Annotated in this window: 19 protein-coding genes; 8 read left to right on the top strand and 11 right to left on the bottom strand. The window is 68.1% G+C overall.

Annotation, left to right across the window (positions count from 1 at the left end; all coding sequences use genetic code 11):
• Nucleotides 1–315 (bottom strand): FeoA family protein, encoded by a 315-nt coding sequence (locus ACW4E8_RS28700; RefSeq protein ID WP_035820831.1) that lies wholly within the window; start codon nt 313–315, stop codon nt 1–3.
• A gap of 594 nt (nt 316–909) precedes the next feature.
• Complete coding sequence (locus tag ACW4E8_RS28695) at nt 910–1,830, bottom strand: LysR substrate-binding domain-containing protein (RefSeq protein WP_456807601.1); 921 nt, start codon at nt 1,828–1,830, stop codon at nt 910–912.
• Between the two features lie 120 nt (nt 1,831–1,950).
• Here ACW4E8_RS28695 and ACW4E8_RS28690 point away from each other — a divergent pair, with 120 nt between their 5' ends.
• The 3 genes from ACW4E8_RS28690 (at nt 1,951) to ACW4E8_RS28680 (ending at nt 5,944) form a co-directional block, all read left to right on the top strand.
• Nucleotides 1,951–3,747, top strand: coding sequence for an acyl-CoA dehydrogenase family protein (locus ACW4E8_RS28690; protein WP_456807600.1), 1,797 nt, complete (start codon nt 1,951–1,953; stop codon nt 3,745–3,747).
• A gap of 81 nt (nt 3,748–3,828) precedes the next feature.
• Entirely contained in the window at nt 3,829–4,803 is a 975-nt protein-coding gene (locus ACW4E8_RS28685) for a Bug family tripartite tricarboxylate transporter substrate binding protein (RefSeq protein WP_456807599.1), read from the top strand.
• A gap of 19 nt (nt 4,804–4,822) precedes the next feature.
• A complete protein-coding gene (locus tag ACW4E8_RS28680) occupies nt 4,823–5,944 on the top strand; it encodes a CaiB/BaiF CoA transferase family protein (protein ID WP_456807598.1) in 1,122 nt (373 codons plus the stop codon).
• A gap of 74 nt (nt 5,945–6,018) precedes the next feature.
• Here the strand turns inward: ACW4E8_RS28680 and ACW4E8_RS28675 are convergent, their stop codons facing one another.
• The 4 genes from ACW4E8_RS28675 to ACW4E8_RS28660 form a co-directional block, all read right to left on the bottom strand.
• Complete coding sequence (locus tag ACW4E8_RS28675) at nt 6,019–7,719, bottom strand: lactate permease LctP family transporter (RefSeq protein ID WP_456807597.1); 1,701 nt, start codon at nt 7,717–7,719, stop codon at nt 6,019–6,021.
• A 94-nt stretch (nt 7,720–7,813) separates the two neighbouring features.
• Nucleotides 7,814–9,259: a LutB/LldF family L-lactate oxidation iron-sulfur protein gene (locus ACW4E8_RS28670; protein ID WP_456807596.1), complete on the bottom strand. Its 1,446-nt coding sequence runs from the start codon at nt 9,257–9,259 to the stop codon at nt 7,814–7,816.
• A complete protein-coding gene (locus tag ACW4E8_RS28665) occupies nt 9,256–9,957 on the bottom strand; it encodes a LutC/YkgG family protein (RefSeq protein ID WP_456807595.1) in 702 nt (233 codons plus the stop codon). The genes ACW4E8_RS28670 and ACW4E8_RS28665 overlap by 4 nt, the downstream gene beginning before the upstream one ends.
• Nucleotides 9,954–10,736 carry a (Fe-S)-binding protein gene (locus ACW4E8_RS28660; RefSeq protein ID WP_456807594.1) on the bottom strand — a complete coding sequence of 261 codons (783 nt, stop codon included), beginning with the start codon at nt 10,734–10,736 and terminating at the stop codon, nt 9,954–9,956. Before ACW4E8_RS28660 ends, ACW4E8_RS28665 begins: the two co-directional genes overlap by 4 nt.
• Before the next feature lie 126 nt (nt 10,737–10,862).
• Here ACW4E8_RS28660 and ACW4E8_RS28655 point away from each other — a divergent pair, with 126 nt between their 5' ends.
• Nucleotides 10,863–11,588: a FadR/GntR family transcriptional regulator gene (locus ACW4E8_RS28655; protein ID WP_456807593.1), complete on the top strand. Its 726-nt coding sequence runs from the start codon at nt 10,863–10,865 to the stop codon at nt 11,586–11,588.
• Nucleotides 11,589–11,633: 45 nt separating this feature from the next.
• Here the strand turns inward: ACW4E8_RS28655 and ACW4E8_RS28650 are convergent, their stop codons facing one another.
• Nucleotides 11,634–12,671, bottom strand: a complete 1,038-nt coding sequence (locus ACW4E8_RS28650; RefSeq protein ID WP_456807592.1) for an AI-2E family transporter — start codon at nt 12,669–12,671, stop codon at nt 11,634–11,636.
• A 203-nt stretch (nt 12,672–12,874) separates the two neighbouring features.
• On the opposite strand from ACW4E8_RS28650, the gene ACW4E8_RS28645 reads away from it, so the two are divergent.
• Together ACW4E8_RS28645 and eutC are read left to right on the top strand one after the other, a co-directional pair.
• Nucleotides 12,875–14,257, top strand: a complete 1,383-nt coding sequence (locus tag ACW4E8_RS28645) for an ethanolamine ammonia-lyase subunit EutB (protein ID WP_456807591.1) — start codon at nt 12,875–12,877, stop codon at nt 14,255–14,257.
• A 10-nt stretch (nt 14,258–14,267) separates the two neighbouring features.
• A complete protein-coding gene (eutC, locus tag ACW4E8_RS28640) occupies nt 14,268–15,050 on the top strand; it encodes an ethanolamine ammonia-lyase subunit EutC (RefSeq protein WP_456807590.1) in 783 nt (260 codons plus the stop codon).
• Nucleotides 15,051–15,146: 96 nt separating this feature from the next.
• Here eutC and ACW4E8_RS28635 read toward each other — a convergent pair whose 3' ends face one another.
• Both ACW4E8_RS28635 and ACW4E8_RS28630 read right to left on the bottom strand, forming a co-directional pair.
• Nucleotides 15,147–15,620 carry an aminoacyl-tRNA deacylase gene (locus tag ACW4E8_RS28635; protein ID WP_035820810.1) on the bottom strand — a complete coding sequence of 158 codons (474 nt, stop codon included), beginning with the start codon at nt 15,618–15,620 and terminating at the stop codon, nt 15,147–15,149.
• 353 nt (nt 15,621–15,973) lie between these two features.
• Nucleotides 15,974–16,909 (bottom strand): LysR family transcriptional regulator, encoded by a 936-nt coding sequence (locus tag ACW4E8_RS28630; protein WP_456807589.1) that lies wholly within the window; start codon nt 16,907–16,909, stop codon nt 15,974–15,976.
• Between the two features lie 328 nt (nt 16,910–17,237).
• Here ACW4E8_RS28630 and ACW4E8_RS28625 point away from each other — a divergent pair, with 328 nt between their 5' ends.
• Nucleotides 17,238–17,576, top strand: a complete 339-nt coding sequence (locus tag ACW4E8_RS28625) for a hypothetical protein (protein ID WP_456807588.1) — start codon at nt 17,238–17,240, stop codon at nt 17,574–17,576.
• A gap of 23 nt (nt 17,577–17,599) precedes the next feature.
• On the opposite strand, the gene ACW4E8_RS28620 is transcribed toward ACW4E8_RS28625, so the two are convergent.
• Complete coding sequence (locus tag ACW4E8_RS28620; protein ID WP_456807587.1) at nt 17,600–18,349, bottom strand: SDR family oxidoreductase; 750 nt, start codon at nt 18,347–18,349, stop codon at nt 17,600–17,602.
• Between the two features lie 262 nt (nt 18,350–18,611).
• Here ACW4E8_RS28620 and ACW4E8_RS28615 point away from each other — a divergent pair, with 262 nt between their 5' ends.
• Nucleotides 18,612–19,382, top strand: coding sequence for a ferredoxin--NADP reductase (locus tag ACW4E8_RS28615; protein WP_456807586.1), 771 nt, complete (start codon nt 18,612–18,614; stop codon nt 19,380–19,382).
• Between the two features lie 61 nt (nt 19,383–19,443).
• Here ACW4E8_RS28615 and fumC read toward each other — a convergent pair whose 3' ends face one another.
• Nucleotides 19,444–20,850, bottom strand: coding sequence for a class II fumarate hydratase (gene fumC / locus ACW4E8_RS28610; protein ID WP_456807585.1), 1,407 nt, complete (start codon nt 20,848–20,850; stop codon nt 19,444–19,446).
• Nucleotides 20,851–20,965 lie beyond the last annotated feature (115 nt).

Below are 20,965 nucleotides of genomic sequence, written 5' to 3'. Positions count from 1 at the left end.
TCAGGCAGTCCGTTTTGCGGACGGTTTGGCGGTCTGGTCGCCGCCCTGCGTGGCGGGGGCGATGCTGGTGACCGAGGCGCTGGCGACCTCTACGCCGATGCGCGCCGCTTCCGAGCGGCGCAGCGCAAAGCGGGTGAAGCCTACCTGTGCCACCAGCGGGTCCATGCCGAAGGGGCCGTAGGCGATGATCTGCACGGCTTCACCGGGGACGAAGCCCAGTTCGCGCAGGCGGCGCGCGACCGGGTCTCCCGGGGTGGCGTCGTCCACCGATTGCACAACGGCGGGCGTGCGCCGTGGAAGTTCAGACAACCGCATCATGCTTCCAGTCCGTGGCGCGGTCTGCCGCCAAGCGGTCAGCGCGACCACGCCGGGGTGTGTAAATGAAAATCGTTTTCATTGTATCGCAAATGAGGCATGGCGTTGCCCCCTCAAAGGGCGGGCACGCCAGCCTGCTGCCGCGTCATTGCGCCGCAGGAGGCAAATGATAACCGCTCGGGGTGTGGGTGATCGGGGGTGCGCAGGCGGGTTATGCTGCCCAGGTAACGGGGGGCGTTTTTCTTGTTTTGCACAGCTAGCTCCATGGTCAGTGGCCAGCAAGGGGGGGCGGGCCTCTCAAGTCACTTCTGCGTTGCCGTGCAGATTAAATGCTAAAAGTGTTAAGCGCCACGCCGTTATACGAGCGTGTGGCAATGTGTGGACATTTGGCGACAATATTGGGCAGAAGTGGAGAAGGCTGCGCATGAATTCAGCCCGATGCAGCACAGTTCGGCTGTGCGAAGCCGAATGCAACCAGCTTCATGCAGCGCCGATCAATTACTGCATTTGCGTTATTGGATGCCGTAAGCGGGCAGGGTTAAGCTCCAAGCACGCTGAACACCCCGTTCCACGCGTACTTCACAAGCCATCGGTCTATGGACCGGTGGCTTTTTCTTTGGGGCTGCCCTGGGCGGCGGCTGTCATCTCCCGCACCATGCCGACGAAATGGTCGCGCGCCGGATGGTCCGGCGCCGTCTTCCACGCGCAGTAGACTTCCGAGCGCACCGCCGCGTCTGCCAGCGGCCGGAACGCGGCCCCGGCCATGCCGGAGCGCGCTAGCGCCGCCGGCACCACCGCCACGCCCATCCCCTGCGACACCAGCGACACCACCGACAGCCAGTGCCGGACTTCATGCCGGATCTGCGGGTAGAAGCCCTGCGCCGCGCACATGTCGAAGATACGGCTGTAGTAGTCCGGCGAGGCCTTGCGCGAGAACAGCACGAACGGCTCGCCGCGCAATGCCGCCAGCGGCAACTCCGGGAGCGCGGCCAGCGCATGGTCGGCCGGCAGGCAGCAGACAAAGGGCTCGCTGTGCACCAGCGTTGCCTGCAGCGTGTCCGGCACGCGGCCGGTGTGGATAAAGGCGGCGTCGAGCTCGTCGTGCAGCAGCGCGTCGATCTGCTCCTGTGAGTTGAGCTCGGTCAGCGCCACCTGGATGCCGGGATAGGCCGCCTGGAACGCGCGCAACGTCTGCGGCAAGCCGCGATACAGCATCGAGCCGACAAAGCCCACCCGCAGCCGCCCGACCGCGCCCGCCTCGATCTCGCGTGCCAGCACCCGCGCCGCCTCGGCCTGCGCCAGCAGCGCCGTGGCCGATTCGCGGAAGGCCCGCCCGGCCGCGGTCAGCCGCACGCCGCGGCTGTCGCGGTCGAACAGCCGCGCCCCGACCGAGGCCTCCAGCTGCTGGATATTGAGCGACAGCGGCGGCTGGGAAATGGCAAGCCGGCGCGCGGCCCGGCCGAAGTGCAGTTCCTCGGCCAGCACGAGGAAGTAACGCAGGTGGCGGAATTCCATGGCGATACAGAAATTATATGGATCAAGCCAATTTTAGAATTAGACGCGAATCTTTGGGGTTCCAATAATGGAGGCCAAAGGGGCCGCAAGTCGGCACCAGCCCATTCCAGGAGACCAGCCATGCCGTCCAGCGCCGTGCGCGACACCACACTTCAAGCCCACCCCGCCGCACCGGCCGCTGCCCACCCGGTACCGGACCGCCAGGGCGGCAGCCTGTTTGCTGCCGACCCGGACCTGCGCGCGCTGCTGCCGCTCTACCTGCCGTCCGACCTGTTCAACCACCTGCTGCCGCACTTGGAGCGCATGGGTGCGCTGGCCGGCGGCGTGCTCGACGAACTGGCCGGCGTGGCCGACCGCCATCCTCCCGAACTCACCTACCGTACCCGCGCGGGCGTGGATGCGCAGCGCATCGACAAGCATCCGGCCTATGTGGAGATGGAGCGCGTGGCCTTTGCCGAATTCGGCCTGGCGGCGGCGTCGCACCGCGGTGGGGTGCTGGGCTGGGACAAGCCCATGCCGCCAGCGGCTAAGTATGCACTCACATATCTGTTTGTGCAGGCCGAGTTCGGCCTGTGCTGCCCGCTGTCGATGACCGATTCGCTGACGCGCACCCTGCGCAAGTTCGGCGACCCGGCGCTGGTCGAGCGCTACCTGTCCAACCTGACCACGCAGGTCTTCGACGACCTCTACCAGGGCGCGATGTTCATGACCGAGCAGGGCGCCGGTTCCGACGTCGCCGCCACCGCCACCCGCGCGGTGCGCGACGCTTCGGCCGAGGGCGGCTGGCGCCTGCTGGGCGACAAGTGGTTCTGCTCCAACCCCGATGCCGCGCTGGCGATGGTGCTGGCACGCGTGGAGGATGAGGCCGGCAACGCCGTGCCGGGCCACAAGGGCGTGTCGCTGTTCCTGCTGCCGCGCAAGCTGGCCGATGGCAGCGACAACCACTACCGCATCATCCGCCTGAAGGACAAGCTGGGCACGCGCTCGATGGCCAGCGGCGAGATCCGGCTGGAAGGCGCGCATGCCTGGCTGGTCGGCGAACCCGGCCGCGGCTTCGTGCAGATGGCTGACATGATCAACAACTCGCGCCTGTCCAACGGCGTGCGCGCCGCCGGCCTGATGCGCCGCGCGCTGACCGAGGGCCTGTTCATCGCGCGCGAGCGCCAGGCGTTCGGCAAGCGCCTGCAGGACATGCCGCTGATGCGCCGCCAGCTGCTCAAGCTGACCCTGCCCACCGAGCAGGCGCGCACCATGGTGTTCCAGACCGCCGAAGCACTGCGCCGCGCCGATGCCGGCGAGGCCGACGCCTACCCGCTGATGCGCATCCTGACGCCGCTGATCAAGTTCCGCGCCTGCCGCGATGCGCGCAAGGTCACCGGCGACGCCATGGAGATCCGCGGCGGCTGTGGCTATATCGAGGAATGGAGCGATCCGCGCCTGGTGCGCGATGCCCATCTCGGTTCGATCTGGGAAGGCACCAGCAATATCGTCGCGCTCGACGTGCTGCGCGCGGTCCGCCGTGAAGGCGCGCTGCCGGTGCTGCAGGCGCACCTGGCCGGCCTGCTGGCCGATACGCCGATACATGCGGCGGCGCGTGCCGTGTTCGAAGGCGCCATCGCCGCCGCGGCGAAGCTGGCCGCGCAAGCCGCTGAGGCCGGCGCGGACGGCGAACTGCTGGCGCGCCAGGCGGCCTCGGCGCTGTACCACGTCACCAGCGCGGTGGCGATGGCCTGGGAGGCCGGGCGTATCGGCTCGGTGCGCCGCATGCGGCTGGCGCAACTGGTGTTGCGCCACCGCGTGCTGCCGCAGGACCCGCTGGCCGCGCAGGCCGAGCCCGAGTGGCTGGCCGAAACCGTCGCGCCGGCTGACGGCACGGTGCGTGCCGCTGGCGCGGTCGACCAGGTCAACGTGTTCTGACCGGATCCACGTCCGGCACCAATCCCCCGCAACACCATCCCGCCACCAGCGGGAGACGTCCTATACCCAGGAGACAACGCCATGAAACTCTGGCACCGCGTAGCGGCCATCGCCGCCTGCTCGCTCTGTATCGCCCCCGCCTTCGCGCAGAAGGACTTTCCGTCCAAGCCGATCATGATGGTCGTCACCTACCCGCCAGGCGGCCCCACCGATGCCATGGCGCGCACGCTTGCCGCCGCGCTCAAGACCAGCCTGGGCCAGCCGGTGGTGGTGGAGAACCGCGCCGGCGCCGGCGGCAATATCGGCGCCGAGGTGGTAGCGCGCGCCGAGCCCGACGGCTACACGCTGATGTTCGGCACCTCGGCGCCGCTGGCGATCAACGTCAGCCTGTACCGCAAGATCAACTACGACCCGGTCAAGAGCTTCGCGCCGGTGATCCAGATCGGCCAGCTGCCCAATGTGCTGGTGGTCAACCCGTCCGTGCCGGCCAGGAACGTCACGGAGCTGATCGCCTATGGCAAGGCGCACCCGGGCAAGCTGACCTATGCCTCGTCCGGCAATGGCGCGTCGTCGCACCTGGCCGGGGTGCTGTTCAACAACGTCACCGGCACCGATTTCCAGCACATCCCGTACAAGGGCACCGGTCCCGCGCTGAACGACCTGCTGGGCGGGCAGGTCAGCATGACCTTCACCGACGTGCTCACCGCGATGCCCTTCATCAAGAGCGGCAAGGTGCGCGCGCTGGGCGTCACCACCAAGGCGCGCTCGCAGGCACTGCCGGACGTGCCGACTGTGGCCGAGCAGGGCGTGCCAGGTTTCGATGTATCGGTGTTCTTCGGCGTGGTCGCACCCGCCGGCACGCCGCCCGAAGTGATCGGCAAGCTCAACCGCGCCTTTGCCGATGCGCTCAAGCAGCCCGAGGTGCGCAAGACCCTGCAGGCGCAGGGCCTGGAGTTCGCGCCGTCGACCACGCCCGAGCAGCTTGGCGGCTTCGTCAAGGCCGAGGTCGGCAAGTGGCGCGCCGTGGTGCAGAAGTCCGGCGCCCAGCTTGACTGAACCCACAGGAAAACCAGCCATGACCCAAACCAGCCCCGGCGCGCTCGCCGGCATCCGCGTGGTCGACCTGTCGCGCATCCTGGGCGGCCCGTACTGCGGCCAGATCCTGGGCGACCACGGTGCCGACGTGCTCAAGATCGAACCGCCGCAAGGCGACGACACCCGCACCTGGGGGCCGCCGTTCAAGGACGGCGTGGCCTCTTACTACTTTGGCCTGAACCGCAACAAGCGCGTGATGCGGCTGGACCTGACCGCCGACGCGGATCGTGAGGTCCTGCTTGCGCTGCTGGCCGAGGCCGACGTGCTGGTCGAGAACTTCAAGACCGGCACCATGGAGAAGTGGGGGCTGGGCTATGAAACGCTGTCCGCGCGCTTCCCGCGGCTGGTCCATTGCCGCGTGTCCGGCTTCGGCGCCGATGGCCCGCTGGGCGGCCTGCCCGGCTACGACGCCGCCATCCAGGCCATGTCCGGCATCATGAGCATCAACGGCGAGGCCGATGGCGATCCGCTGCGCGTGGGTTTGCCGGTGGTGGACATGGTGACCGGCCTGAACGCCGTGATCGGCGTGCTGCTGGCACTGCAGGAGCGCGCGCACAGCGGGCGCGGCCAGTTCGTCGAGGCCGCGCTCTACGACTCCGGCCTGTCGCTGCTGCATCCGCATGCGGCCAACTGGTTCATGAGCGGCAAGACGCCGCAGCGCACCGGCAATGCGCATCCCAACATCTACCCGTACGACACCGTCGCCACCGCCACGGACCCGATCTTCCTGGCGGTGGGCAACGACCGGCAGTTCCGCATCCTGTGCGAGCACCTGCGGCTGCCTGCGCTGGCCGATGACGAGCGCTATGCCACGGCGGGCGCGCGCTCGGTGAACCGCGTGGCGCTGAAGGCGGAACTGGAAGCCAGGCTGTGCGAGTTCGATGGCAAGGTGCTGGCCGACGAGCTGGTGGCCGCAGGCGTGCCCTGCGCGCCGGTGCTGTCCGTGGCCGATGCCTTGCAGCATCCGCATACGCAGCACCGCCAGATGGTGGTGGAGATGGAGGGTGGCTACAAGGGGCTGGGTGCGCCGGTCAAGCTGAGCCGGACGCCGGCGACGTACAGGTATGCGCCGCTCACCGCAGGGGACGAGTTCCTGGATTAGACGCGACGTTGCCGCGCAGCAAACGAGAAAGGCGGCCATATGGCCGCCTTTCTTCATTGATTTCGACTATCCCATCACCCCGGAATCATCCCCGGCAACAGGTAAGCCTGCACCACCGTCATGATGCCGATGATCACGGCAAACAGCAGGCTGTGCTTGACCGTGAAGCGGAACAGCTCCGACTCCTTGCCCACCAGCCCGGTCGCCGCGCAGGCCACGGCGATGGATTGCGGCGAGATCATCTTGGCCGTGACCCCGCCGGTGGTGTTGGCGGCGACCAGCAGCGTGTCCGACACGCCGATCTGATGCGCCGTGGTGTTCTGCAGCGCGCAGAACAGCGCATTGGACGAAGTGTCCGAACCGGTCAGGAACACCCCCAGCCAGCCCAGGAACGGCGAGAAGAACGGGAACGCCGCGCCGGTGCCGGCCAGCAGCAGCGCCAGTGTCGACGACATGCCGGAGTAGTTGGCGACAAAGGCGAACGCCAGCACCAGGCCGATCGACAGCACCGGGCGCGCCAGTTCCACCAGGGTCTCGGCAAAGGTGGCCAGCAGCGCGCGCGGCTTCATGCGCAGCAGCACCGCCGAGATCAGCGCGGTCAGCAGGATGGCGGTGCCGACGGCGGAGAGCAGGTCGAGCTTCAGCACCGCGTCATAGGCCTTGGGCGTGGCCACGATCGGCGCGGCCTTGATCACCATCTGGTCCAGCCCCGGGATCTTGAACTTCAGCACCGTGCCGGCCAGCGCACCGTTGGCGGCGAACAGCGCCTTGAACGGCTGCAGGCTCCACACCGTGACGATGGCGGTCAGGATGCCGAACGGCGCCCACGCGCGCAGCGTCTGCGCCAGGGTGTAGGGCGACGCCTTGCGCCCGGACATCGCACCGCCGAAGCCGCCGCCGAAGCCGGCCAGTGCGACGGTGCCACCGCTGACATTGCCGCCGGCACGCTGCGACGCGCTGCGCGGCTGCCATACCTTCAGGAACGCGGCCAGCGACACCAGGCTGACCAGCGCCGAAGTGATGTCCGGCAGCTCGGGCCCGATATGGTTGGACGTGAAGTACTGGGTCACGGCAAAGCTGCCGCCGCAGACCAGCGCCGCCGGCCACGTCTCGCGCACGCCCTTGGCGCCGTCCATCATGAACACCAGCCAGAACGGCACCAGCAGCGACAGCAGCGGCAGCTGGCGGCCGGCCATCGCGCCGATATGGAAGGGATCGATGCCCGTTACCTGCCCGGCCACGATGATGGGGATGCCCATCGCGCCAAACGCCACCGGCGCGGTATTGGCGATCAGGCACAGGCCCGCCGCATACAGCGGATTAAAGCCCAGGCCCACCAGCAGCGCCGCGGTGATCGCCACCGGCGCGCCGAAGCCCGCCGCGCCTTCCAGGAAGGCGCCGAAGGCAAAGCCGATCAGCAGCATCTGCAGGCGCTGGTCGTCGGTGATCGACAGCACCGAGGCGCGGATCACGTCGAACTGGCCGGTCTTGACCACGATCTTGTAGAGGAACACCGCGGTCACGATGATCCACGCGATCGGCCACAGGCCATAGGCAAAGCCGAAGCCGGCCGAGGCCAGCGCCTGTTGCGCGGGCATGCCGTAGGCGAAAATCGCCACGGCCAGCGCCAATAGCAGCGTCACGGCCGCGGCGACATGGCCCTTCATGCGCCAGACGGCCAGCGCAATGAAGAAGAACAGGATGGGGATGGCTGCCGCCAGCGACGACAGCCACAGGCTGCCCAGCGGTGTATAGAGTTGGGTCCAGGGTTGCACGGTTTAGTCTCCTGCTTCGGTGGTGTTTCGGGAAATCTTTGTTTTGTTGGTGAACACAGTCGCGAGCGGAACCGCTCGCGCCCTTGATGACGGATTACTCCGGCTGCCCCTTCTCCTTCAGCAAATCCGCCAGGCTCTTCGCCGCCGGCTTCAGCGGCGTGCGGTGCTGCGTCCAGCCCATCTGCTTCGACGGCGTCAGCGCGCGCAGCCGCGTGGCGGCCCAGCGGAACAACCGGTACGTCACCGGGTGCGAATACGCGCCGCTCCAGAAGCGCCACACCAGGTGCTCGCCGCGGCTGTACTTGGCGCCCTGGCCGCGCAGCGGGTGGATGACCTGCTCTTCCGGATCGCGGTTGGCCTCGGTGCGCAGGCGCACCAGCAATTGCGGAATCGGGATGCGCACCGGGCACACTTCGCCGCAGGCGCCGCACAGGCTCGACGCGGTGGCCAGGTCGGCGGTGGCCTCCAGCCCCAGCAGGTGCGGCGAGATGATCTTGCCGATGGGGCCGGGATAGGTCGTGCCGTAGGCGTGGCCGCCGATGCGCGTGTAGACCGGGCAGTGGTTCATGCACGCGCCGCAGCGGATGCATTGCAGCGTGGCGCGCAGCTGCGTGTCGGCATAGGCCTGGGTGCGGCCGTTGTCGAGCAGCACCAGGTGGACCTCGCGCGGGCCGTCGCGCTCGCCCGCGCGGCGCGGCCCGGAGATCAGGTTGAAGTAGGTGGTGATGGCCTGCCCGGTGGCCGAGCGCGTCAGCAGCGTGGACAGCGGCACGATGTGCTCCAGCCGGGCCACCACCTTCTCCATGCCCATGATGGCGATATGCACGTCGGGCACGGTGGTGGAAAGCCGGCCGTTGCCCTCGTTCTCCACCAGCCACAGCGTGCCGGTATCGGCGGCGGCGAAGTTCACGCCGGACAAGCCGATATCCGCTTCGACAAAGGCCTGGCGCAGCGCACGGCGGCCGGTCTGGATCAGCGCGTCGACATCCTCGGTATAGGGCGTGTCGGGGATATGCGCCTGGAACAGCTGCGCGATATCGCCCTTGGTCTTGTGGATCGCCGGCATCACGATATGCGAGGGCTTCTCGCCGGCCAGCTGGACGATGTACTCGCCCATGTCCGACTCGATGCAGTCCACGCCGCGCTCGGCCAGGTAATGGTTCAGCTCGATCTCCTCGCTGGCCATCGACTTGCCCTTGATCACGCGCTTCGCCTGCTTCGATGCCGCGATGCGGTGGATGATCGCGTTGGCCTCGTCGGCGGTCTCGGCCCAGTGCACCTGCACGCCGGCAGCTGTGAGCTTTGCCTCCAGCTGCACCAGCAGGTCCGGCAGGTTGGCCAGCGCGTGCTGGCGCACGGCCTCGCCCAGGTCGCGCAGGCGTTCCAGCTCATCCGCGTCGGGGAACTGCGCCAGGCGCTTGCCCTGCAGGAAGTCCATCGCGCCGCGGAAGCTCTGGCGCAGCTTGGGGTCGTCCAGCGCCTCGCGGGCGCGTGCCTTGAAGTCCTGCGGCGGAACAAAATTCAGTGTCTGCTGGCTCATTGCCCGGCCTCCGCAGTGTCGGTCTCGATGACGACCCACAGCCGGCGCGGACCATGCGCGCCGTAGGCCAGCGTCTGCTGAATGTCGGAGGTCTTGGACGGGCCGGAGATCAGCACCAGGTTGGTCGGCATGCCGTCGGACCAGCGTTCGTCGCGTGCGGCCATATGCAGGTCGGCGTGCAGCGTCGAGGCACGCACCAGTGCGACATGCAGCGGCGGCACCAGCGACACCGTGCGCGGCGAGCCCGCGTCGGGCGCGACCACCAGCGTGCCGGTGGCGGCAATGCCGGAGCGCGCCACGGTGAAGCCGGCATCGATGGTGTCGAACAGCTCCGCCTTCCAGGCTTCGATGGGGCGGTCGTAGCCGATGGCTTCGATATGGGCGGGCAAGGCGGCCGCCAGCGCGGCACCGGCCGTGCTGGCGGGATCAAGCAGCAGGCGCTTCACGCCGGCATTGGCCAGCTCAGTGGCCAGCAATGCCGGCCAGGCCGCCTCGCTGGCGCACCAGACCTCGGCATGCAGGCCTTGCAGTGCCGCCTGCATCGCGCCGACCAGTTCGCCAACGGCTGGCGTGCCGTGGCGGCGTGCCTCGAAATGGCCGTCGATGCGGCGGTCGAGTTCCGCGGTGCTTGGGGAAGGCGCAGGCGCGGTGGCGCGCAGCCGGCCGAGCATGCGTTCGCGGGCGCCGGGCGTGCTCATGCGGCACCTCCGGTACGGCGCCACAGGAAGGTGGCCAGGTGCTCCACCTGCAGCGGGGCGCGGTCATGCGCAGCGGTATGGCCGATATTGAGCAGGCAGCCGCAGTCGGCCGAGACCAGCCGGTCGCAGCCGGTGGCGCAGGCCGAGGCCACCTTGTCGCGCACCATGGCGCCGGAGATATCGGGATGCTTGAGCGAGAAGGTGCCGCCGAAGCCACAGCATTCGGACTCGCGTTCATGCTCCACGCGGGTCACGCCCGGCAGCGCATCGACCAGGGCCACGCCGTGCTGGCGCGTACCCATTTCTCGACGGGCGCCGCATGAGGTATGCAGCACGATGCGCTCCTGCGGCTGGCCCGCCGGTGCGGCATCGCCAAAGTCCACCTTCAGCACATGCAGCAGGAACTCTCCCAGCTCATAGATGCGTCCGGCTAGTTCCAAGGCCTTGGGGCCGGCCACCGGATCGTCGGCAAAGAGCTGCGGCCAGTGGTGGCGCATCATGCCCGCGCACGAGCCCGACGGCACGATCACCGGCCAAGGCTGGCTGAACAGGTCGAGTTGGGCGCGCGCCACCGAACGGGCCGCGTCGGGGTTGCCGCTGCTGTAGGCGGGCTGGCCGCAGCAACTCTGGTCGCGCGGGAAGTGCACGGTGAGCCCTTCGCGTTCAAGCAGCCGCACGGCGTCGAGGCCGGCCTGCGGCACGAACATGTCGACCAGGCAGGTGGCAAACAGGTAGGCCTGCGCGGGGGCAGGGCCGGTGGGGTACTGACGATCCTTCATGTCTCGCTCCGGACGTGCTGGGGTCGCACGTTTCGGCGCATAATTCCCGCTTCCGCGCGGCGGTACAAATTGGTTGGACCAATCTGCCCGACGACCCGCGCAAGCTCAGGAGCGAGGACACACGGCATGACGGCAGCGGCAGCAAGGCACGGGCGCACCCGCGGACGCGTGGAGTCGGTCATGCGCCGGATCGAGACCGCGCTGCTAGACGGCACCTGGCCGCCCGGCACGCGGCTGCCGGCCGAGCGGGTGCTGGCCGAGCAATACGAGGTGGCGCGCAACACCGTGCGCGAGGCGATCCAGCGCCTGGCCGCGCGCGGCCTGCTGCAGAGCCGGCGCGGTGCCGGGGTCTACGCCACCGACCAGCTGCGCGCCGGCATTGCCTCGCCCTGGGGCCAACTGGTGGCCGACCACCCCGCGCTGCGCGACGACATCCTGGAGTTCCGCCGCGTGCTGGAGGGCGCGACCGCGTATTTTGCGGCGCTGCGCGCGGATACTGCCGATGTGAAGCGGATCCGCACCCTGATGGCTGAGCTGGAACGCGCGCGTGCCGCCGACGACAAGCAGTCAGAGGCCGATGCCGATGCGCAGTTGCATGACGCCATCGCCCAGGCCTCGCACAACACCATGTTCCTGCATCTGCATACCAGCGTGATCGGCATGCTGCGCGAGCACATCACCATCAACGGCACCGGCCTGCGCGAACAGGACGACGGCGCGTCAGACCTGCTGTTGCTGCAGCACCGCACGCTGTGCGATGCGATTTGCGCGCGCCGCCCGGAAGAGGCGCGCACCGCCATGCAGACCCATATCGACTTCGTGCGCAGCCGGGTGGAGCAGGACGGCGCCTGAACAGGCATTGGTCCTACCACCGCTGCGGCATGCCGGCCGCGGCACTCAGATCAGCCCGGCGCCGGCCAGCTCCCGCTTCAGGTAGGCATAGAAGATCGGCCCGGCGATCACGCCCGGGATGCCGAACAGCGTTTCCATCAGCAGCATCACCATCAGCAGTTCCCACGCCGCGGCCTGGATGCGCGCACCGATGATGCGCGCGTTCAGGAAGTACTCCAGCTTGTGGATCACCACCAGGAACACCAGCGACGCCACCGCGATCGGCAGCGACACCGACAGCGAGGCCACCACGATGGCCGTGTTCGAGATCAGGTTGCCCAGCACCGGCAGCAGCCCGGCCACGAAGGTGATCACCACCAGCGTCTTGGTCAGCGGCAGGTGCACGCCAAAGAGCGGCAGCACCAGCAGCAGGTAGATCGCCGTCAGCATGGTGTTGATGGTGGAGATCTGGATCTGCGCGAAGATGAACTGCGAGAACGCCTGCTGCAGCGTGCGTGCGCGCGCCACCAGCGCCGCGGCCAGCGGCCGGCGGTTGGGCCGCGCCACCGCGCGGTACAGCGCCACCATCGCGCCGATCACCAGCCCGATCAGGATATGCACCAGCGTGCGCAGCAACTCGGCGCCCAGCTTCTGCGCCATCGCGGCATGCTCGCGCAGCGTCTCGATCAGCGTGTTGGCCAGTTCGTCCACGCCCTTGGGCAGCGCATCGCTGAGCCACGGCGGCATCTGCCCGCGCGAGCGGTCGATGATGTCGGCCACATGGTTGAGCAGCCCGTCCAGGGTATTGCCCTCGCCACTGACAAAGCGCACCAGCAGCCAGCCCGCCAGCGTCAGCCCCAGCAGGATCAGCGCCGACAGGATGGCCACGGCCAGGGCGTCGTGGCGCTGGTGCAGGCGCTTCAGGCGCGGCGCCAGCACGTCCACCAGCGAGTACAGCAGCAGCCCGGACAGCAATGCCGCCACCAGGTTGGCGTGGAGCACGGTCCAGAGCGCGAGGGCGGTCAGCAGGTAGGCGACGGTGCCGACGCTGTACCACGCGGCCGGCAGCAGGCGCGGGGTGGTGGTCGGGTCGGGGTCTTTCATCGGGGTCTCCGGCATGCAATTTGCTCAAATTTATTCTGAATTCTCGCTGATCCAGATGTTGTTCCTGAGTCAGGCCGTGTGCGCTGACGCGATGTTGGCATAACGGCACACGCAAAGGCTGTCTATATTAGGGGGAATCGTGCCCGGCAAGACGCCCGGCGCACCGCTGTCATCGTTTTCCCCAGAGCCCAGGAACGGAACGCATGGCCTACACCCACACCATCGGCACCCACCGCCACGTCTTTGCCGACCTGCGCACGCTGCTGGCCCGGGCCAGCCCGGCGCGCTCCGGCGACGCGCTGGCGGGCGTTGCCGCGGCCAGCGAGCAGGAGCGGATGGCCGCGCGGCTGGCGCTGGCAGAGGTGCCGCTCAAGCAGTTCCTGACCGAGGCGCTGGTGCCGTACGAGGAAGACGAGGTCACGCGCCTGATCCTGGACCGGCACGATGGGGCAGCCTTTGCCGCCATCGGCGCCACCACCGTGGGCGACCTGCGCAACTGGCTGCTGCTGCATGAAACCGACAGCGCCACGCTGGCGCGGGTGGCGCCGGGCATCACCCCGGAGATGGCCGCCGCGGTCAGCAAGCTGATGCGCAACCAGGACCTGGTGGCGGTGGCGCGCAAGTGCCAGGTGGTCACGCGCTTTCGCAGCACGGTGGGGCTGCCGGGCCGGCTTTCGGTGCGGCTGCAGCCCAACCACCCGACCGACGATCCCAAGGGCATTGCCGCGTCGATCATCGACGGGCTGCTCTATGGCTGCGGCGATGCCACCATCGGCGTCAACCCGGCTTCGGACAACCTGGGCACCATCGTCTCCCTGCTGCGCATGATCGACGAGCTGCGCAGCCGCTTCGACATTCCCACGCAGTCCTGCGTGCTGACCCACGTCACCAACACCCTGCGCGCGATCGGGCAGGGCGCGCCGGTGGACCTGGTGTTCCAGTCGGTGGCCGGCAGCGAGCGCGCCAATGCGGCCTTCGGCATCAGCCTGTCGCTGCTGGCCGAGGCGCACGACGCCGCGCAGGCGCTGGCGCGCGGCACCGTTGGCGACAACCTGATGTACTTCGAGACCGGGCAGGGCAGCGCGCTGTCGGCCAATGCGCACCACGGCGTCGACCAGCAGACCATGGAGGCGCGCGCCTACGCGGTGGCGCGCGCGTTCTCGCCGCTGCTGGTCAATACGGTGGTGGGCTTTATCGGTCCCGAATACCTGTACGACGGCAAGCAGATCATCCGCGCCGGGCTGGAAGACCACTTCTGCGGCAAGCTGATGGGTGTGCCGATGGGCTGCGACGTCTGCTACACCAACCATGCCGAGGCCGACCAGGACGACATGGACACGCTGCTGACGCTGTTCGGCGTGGCCGGCATCAATTTCATCATGGGCGTGCCCGGCGCCGACGACATCATGCTGAACTATCAGAGCACCTCGTTCCACGATGCGCTGTACCTGCGCGAGGTGCTGGGGCTGCGCCCCGCGCCGGAGTTCGAGGCCTGGCTGCAGCGCATGGGCATTGCCGATGCCAGCGGCAGGCTGCTCGAGCCCGCCGCGCGCCAGCCGCTGCTGCAGATGGCCCACAGCCTGTAAGGTGCAGCCGATGACGGCCAGACGCCCACCTCCCGCGGACCCGCAAGCCGACGCCGACCCGTGGCAACGCCTGCGCCAGTTCACGCGCGCGCGCGTAGCGCTGGGCCGTACCGGTCACAGCCAGACCACCGATGCGGTACTGGCCTTCGGGCTGGCCCATGCGCAGGCGCGCGATGCGGTGCACCTGCCGCTGGACGTGGGCGCGGTCACCGCGGCGCTGGATGCGGCGGGGGTACAGAACCTCGCCGTGCACAGCGCGGCGCCGGACCGCGCGCACTACCTGCGGCGCCCCGACCTGGGCCGGTGCCTGGACGATGCCAGCCGCGCGCGGCTGGCCGCGGCACGGCCGGGCGAGGCGCCGGATGTGGTGTTCGTGGTTGCCGACGGCCTGTCCGCGCTGGCCACGCAGACGCACGCGCTGCCGTTGCTCGATGCCACCCGCCCGCGCTTGCCGCAGACATGGCGCATCGGCCCGGTGGTGGTGGCCGAGCAGTCGCGGGTGGCGCTGGGCGACGAGATCGGCGAGCTGCTTGGCGCGCGCCAGGTGGTGATGCTGATCGGCGAACGGCCGGGCCTGAGCTCGCCCGACAGCCTTGGCATCTACCTGACCCATGCGCCGCGCACGGGCCGCACCGATGCCGAGCGCAACTGCATCTCCAACGTGCGCCCCGAAGGCCTGCCGTATGCGCAGGCCGCCGACCGGCTGGCCTTCCTGCTGCGCGGCGCGGCGGCATTGGGCCGCTCGGGCGTGGACCTGAAGGACGACAGCGTGCCGGCATTGCCTGAAGGCTGAATCGTCTGCATCACCCGCCCGCCAGCATGCAAAACGGCCACCGCGCAGGTTCGCAACCCGCGTGGCGGCCGTTTAGTGGCCAATAAAAAGCGCCGCTTACATCATGCGGCGCGAGAACTGCCCGTGCCCAGCGTCCGACATCAACTTCGAGAACTGCTCGCCGCTCATGTGCACCAGTTCCTGGTGGTCGCCGCCTTCGAAATACACGTCGGGCTGCTCCATCAGGCTGTCGTCCACATAGGTCTGCATGCCGTAGGCCATCGCCACCGGCGGGATCGCGCCGAGGTCGCAATCCTTGAAGATCTCGCGGATTTCGTCCTCGTGCGCCAGCACCAGGTTGCGCCCGGTCTGTTCGCAGATGGCGGCCATGTGCAGATGGTGGCTTGAAGGAATCACGGCGGCGACATAGCCGCGGTCATCCTCCAGCAACAGCGTCTTGGCCAGCCGGTCCCCGGGAACATGCGCGGCCTCGGCAGTGGCCATGCTGCTGAGGGTGTAGGGGTGGCGGATGATGTCGTACTGGGTGTTCTTGCTGCTCAGGCAGCTTGCAAGCGTGCTAGCCAGGGCCATGGTAGCTCCTCAGGTGCGGATGCGCCGACGGTTATCCTTGTGCTCCTACTATAGTCCGTGGCGCCGCTGCTGAAGACGCCGCGCCTAGGGTCTGTTCCCATATGGAACGTGCGCGCGCAAGGGGGATACGCGGCGCAGGGCTAGGCGCCAGTCGCGCCGCTTGGTCATTCCAAGCAAGCGGCTGGCAACGACGCCATGCGCCGCGTATCCCCCTTGCCCTTCGGGTTGGCCCGATCCGGGGCCATCTACTTTGTCGGGCGCCTTGCAAAGGGAATGACCCTTTGCGGCGACGCCCTTCGCGTAGCTGACCCCGGCTCGGGCCAACGCGCGTACGTTCCATATGGGAACAGACCCTAGCGGTGCAGCCGCGGCCACACTGCCTGCAGCTCGGTCTTCAGGAAGTTCAGCAGGTAGCGCGTGGCCAGCGTCTGGTAGCGGTTGGGCATGGTCAGCATGTAGAGCTTGCTGCCGAACACGCTGATGCGGTAGTCGCAGAGCAGCGGCACCAGCGCGCCGCTTTCCAGTTCGGCGCCGATCGCATAGATCGGGAGAATGCCGATCCCCAGGCCTGCCAGCACCGATTCCTTCAGGAAGGCAAAGTTTTCCGAGGTGAGCGTCGGTTCGAGCACCACCTGCTCGCGGGTTTCTTTCGCGTCATGGCCTTCATCGCCATCCAGCCGCGTGCCCGATGCCTTGAGCTTCTGGCCCACCGGCGACGCGCAGACCATCGCATGTCCTTGCAGCCCGGTGAGTGCCTTCGGCGCGGGATGCGCGGCGAGATACCCCGGCGACGCGCACACGATCCAGTCGACTTCGCCAATCTCCGTGGCGACCACCGAATCGGGTGGGGTGGAGATAATGCGCAGCGCCACGTCCACGTCTTCGGACACCAGGTTGTGCACGCGGTTGTCGAACATGACGTCAAGCGTGATGTCGGGATAGCGCTGCTTGAACAGCACCAGCAGCGGCGACAGCAGCGTATGCCCCAGCCCTGTGGGCACCGAGAGCCGCACATGGCCCTGCAAGCTCTTGCCCATATTGCTGATCAGCGCATTGGCGGCGGCCACCTCGCCCAGGATGTTGCGGCCGTGCTCATACAGGCCGGCGCCGACCGGGGTCGGCTCGACATGGCGCGTGGTCCGGCGCAGCAGCTGCACGCCCAGCTCTTCTTCGAGCGCCTTGAGCCGGTAGCTGACATTGGCGCGCGTCATCTTGAGCTTGCGCGCGGCCGCGCTCAGGTTGCCCGCATCGACGATGTCGACGAACAGGCGCAGGGCGTTCAGGTCCATGGGGTGATCAATGAAAGACGGGGCAATTGCGGCCCCCGTATATTGCCATGCTCGTGGCGGCGTCCCGCGGCATTGGAGATTGGTCATGTCCTTTGTGTTGCAGTCAGGGCGGCGCGGGGCAGCCGCGCTGCAGCATGGACCGGCCGGTCGACGCAGCCATCAGGGTTTGCGGGCGATTGTCCATGTGGCTGAACACTGAATCCGGCTGCGGCCCGTCTGGCGCCCGGCCGCAACAGGGTGTTGCGTGCGCTGCGGCTTGCACTGTGCGCGGGTCTGGGCAATGATGCGAGCCGGACCCTCAACTGGCCTACTGCGCCCCCCGTTTGCCATGCACCGCTCGTTGCGTCGATGGCTGTGCCTGCCTTTGCTCTTTGCCGGCGCCAGCGCCCCTGCCCAGGACCTGGTCGAATGCAAGCGGATCGAGCACGACCAACTGATCACAGCCTCGCAGGAAACGCTGCTGTTCCTGCGCTGCCGTGCGCGCCAGGTCGCGTATGAAGCGCCGCGCCTGAAGGGCGTTTCGCAGCGCGTAAAGGACGACCTGGTGTTCGCCTGCCTGGACCAGGCCGACGCCGTGGAGCACCAGCTGCGCGTGCGCCACGGCTACTCGCGCGACGCGCTGGCGCGCCAGCGCTGCGATCTGTCCTTGCCGACCCCCGGGGGCTGACTTCTGGCCCGGCGGGCAACTGCTCAGGCAAAGCCCCCGTTCACGCGCACCACCTGCGCATTGACCCACGCCCCATCCGGCCCGGCCAGGAACGACACCGCCGCGGCAATGTCCTCGGGCGTGCCCAGCTGCTCCAGCGGCGCCACTTTGGACAGCTGCGCCACTTGCTCTTCCGATTTGCCATCGAGGAACAGCTCGGTCGCCACCGGCCCCGGCGCCACCGCGTTGGCGGTGATGCCGCGCCCGCGCAGCTCGTTGGCCAATACCCGCACCAGCCCTTCCACGCCTGCCTTGGCCGCGATATAGGGACCGTAACCGGGGAAGGAGCGCGCGATCACGCTGGTCGACAGCGCGATGATGCGTCCGCCCCGGCCCAGCCGTGCGGCCGCCTCGCCCAGCACCAGGAAGGCGCCGCGCAGGTTGGTGGCGATGGTCTGGTCGAAGGCGTCCAGGCTGGCCGGCGCGACCGGCGCCATCGGCATGATGCCGGCACTGTTGACCACCACGTCGAGCCGGCCGAAGGCCTGCTGCGCGGCGTCGAACAGGCGCGCCACGTCCGCTGCCTGCGACACGTCGCCCTGGATGGCGATGGCATTGGCGCCGGCCTCGCGCGCGGCGGCCGCCGTCTCTTCGGCCCGGCCGGCGCTGCCGGCATAGCCGATAGCCACATCGAAGCCGTCGGCGGCCAGCCGCAGCGCAATGGCGCGGCCGATGCCGCGGGAGGCGCCGGTGACGAGCGCGGCGCGGCGGGAGATAGCTGGGGTGGAGGTCATGGCAGTTTCCTTGGGAGCAAAGGGAAGATGACCTCATGATGGATGTTGGCTGTCTTTGGATAAATGCGCGGAAAGCAATTTGATTAGCCATAATTTCTCAACAATATCGGGCGTGCTGCATGCGCCGCACTGCATTGCACATCCCGGAAATCCCGCGCTGGCATTGCAGGCTCCGCCTGCGCCGCCCCCAAGCATGCGTTAAGATTCTTCCTTTCCAGCCGTCTTTGGCGCTGCATCCTGCCGCTGCATCCCGCGTTTCGCCATGAGCAACCTGAACCAGCAATCCATCCTTTCCGTCCATCACTGGACCGACACCCTTTTCAGCTTTACCTGCACGCGCGACCCTGGTTTTCGCTTTGAAAATGGCCAGTTCGCCATGGTCGGGCTGGAAGTGAATGGTCGCCCGCTGCTGCGCGCCTACAGTATCGCCAGCGCCAACTATGAGGAAACGCTGGAATTCTTCAGCATCAAGGTGCCCGACGGCCCGCTGACCTCGCGCCTGCAGCACCTGCGCGAGGGCGACCAGATCTTCGTCGGCAAGAAGCCGACCGGCACGCTGCTGGTGGACAACCTGCTGCCCGGCAAGACGCTGTGGCTGCTGGCCACCGGCACCGGCCTGGCGCCGTTCCTGTCGATCATCCGCGATCCGGAGGTCTACGAGCGCTACGACAAGGTCGTGCTGACGCACACCTGCCGCTTCGTGGAAGAGCTGGCCTACCGCGAGCTGATCCAGGAGCACCTGCCGCAGCACGAGCACCTGGGCGATCTGGTGCGCGAGAAGCTGGTGTACTTCCCGACCGTGACGCGCGAAGAATTCGACAACCGCGGCCGCATCACCGACCTGATCGCCTCCGGCGAGCTGTTCGAGCGCCTGGGCGTGGAGCCATTCTCGCTGGAGAACGACCGCATCATGCTGTGCGGCAGCCCGGACATGCTCAAGGATGTCCGCGGCATCCTGGAAGGGCGCGGCTTTGCCGAAGGCAATATGAGCCATCCCGGCCATTTCGTGCTGGAAAAGGCCTTCGTCGGCTGAGGCCGGCCTGCCCCGGCGCGGATCGGTTCCGTGCCGGGGCGCATCTCTGCTACACCCCCCGCTACACCTCCCGCGTCATCCCCTTCAGGTCGATCCACTCGGCGAACTGCGCCTCGGTGACATGCCCGGACGCGATCGCCGCCTCGCGCAGCGACAGGTTGCGCTTGACCGCCAGCTTGGCGATTTCCGCGGCCTTGTCGTAGCCGATATGCGGATTGAGCGCGGTCACTGGCATCAGCGACCGCTCCAGCAGTTCGGCGATGCGCTCGCGGTCGGCCTCGACGCCTTCGACCATATGCTCGGCAAAGCTTGACGCGGCACCGGCCAGCAGGCTCACCGACTGCAGCAGGCTGTAGATGATCACCGGCTTGTAAGCGTTCAGCTCAAGCGTGCCCAGCCCGTTGGCCAGCGTCACCGTGGTGTGGTTGCCGATCACGCGGCAGCACACCATCGCCAGCGCCTCGGCCTGGGTCGGGTTGACCTTGCCCGGCATGATCGATGAGCCCGGCTCGTTGGCCGGCAGCACCAGCTCGGCAAAGCCGGCGCGTGGGCCTGAGCCCAGCAGCATGAAGTCGCGCGCGATCTTCAGGAACGACGAGGCCGTGGTGCTGAGCGCGCCGGACAGGTCGGCCAGCGCATCGTGCGAGGCCTGCAGCGCATAGCGGTTGGGCGCGGGCTCGAACGGCAGGCCGGTGTAGTCGGCCAGCGCGCGCGCGAAGGCCGCGGCGAAGCCGTGCGGCGCGTTCAGGCCGGTGCCTACCGCGGTGCCGCCTTGCGCCACTGGCATCGCGCGCAGCATGGCCTGCTGCAGGCGCGACTGCGCATCGGCCACTTGCGTCATGTAGCCCGAGAATTCCTGCCCCAGCGTCAGCGGCACGGCATCCTGCAGATGGGTGCGGCCGACCTTGACGATATCGGCAAAGGCTTCCACCTTGCGCGCAAAGGTCTGCTGCAGCTGCTCCAGCGCCGGCAGCAGTTCCTGCTGGATCGCGCGCGTGGCGGCGATATGCATCGCGGTGGGGAAGCTGTCGTTGGAGGACTGGCTGGCGTTGACGTGGTCGTTGGGGTGCACCGGCGCCTTGCTGCCGACCTTGCCGCCCAGCAACTGAATGGCGCGGTTCGCGATGACCTCGTTCAGGTTCATGTTGGTCTGCGTGCCGGACCCGGTCTGCCAGACCGACAGCGGGAACTCGTCAGGCCAGCGGCCTTCGATGACTTCGGTTGCGGCCTGTTCGATCGCGTGCGCCAGTTCGGGCTTGAGCACGCCAAGCTCGCCATTGGCGCGCGCCGCGCACAGCTTCAGGATGGCAAAGGCCTCGATCAGCGCCGGCGGCATCTTCTCGTTGCCGATGCGGAAGTTCTGGCGCGAGCGCTCGGTCTGCGCGCCCCACAGGTGGTCGGCGGGCACGGGCACATCGCCCAGGCTGTCTTTCTCGATGCGGGTGGCGGAGGTGGACGGGTCAGACATGGGCAGACTCCTTAGCAAGGCAGCGGGCGGTTGGGCCAGGTGGGCTGGTGCAGTCCATTAGAATACCGCTTCACCGTGGCCGGCGCCCAGGCGCTCGCCGCCTTGCCTTGCCCTT

The sequence above is a fragment of the Cupriavidus sp. CP313 genome (assembly GCF_054072015.1).
The sequence above is the reverse complement of the archived record's forward strand: the minus strand, read 5'-3'. Positions and strand labels throughout refer to the sequence as shown.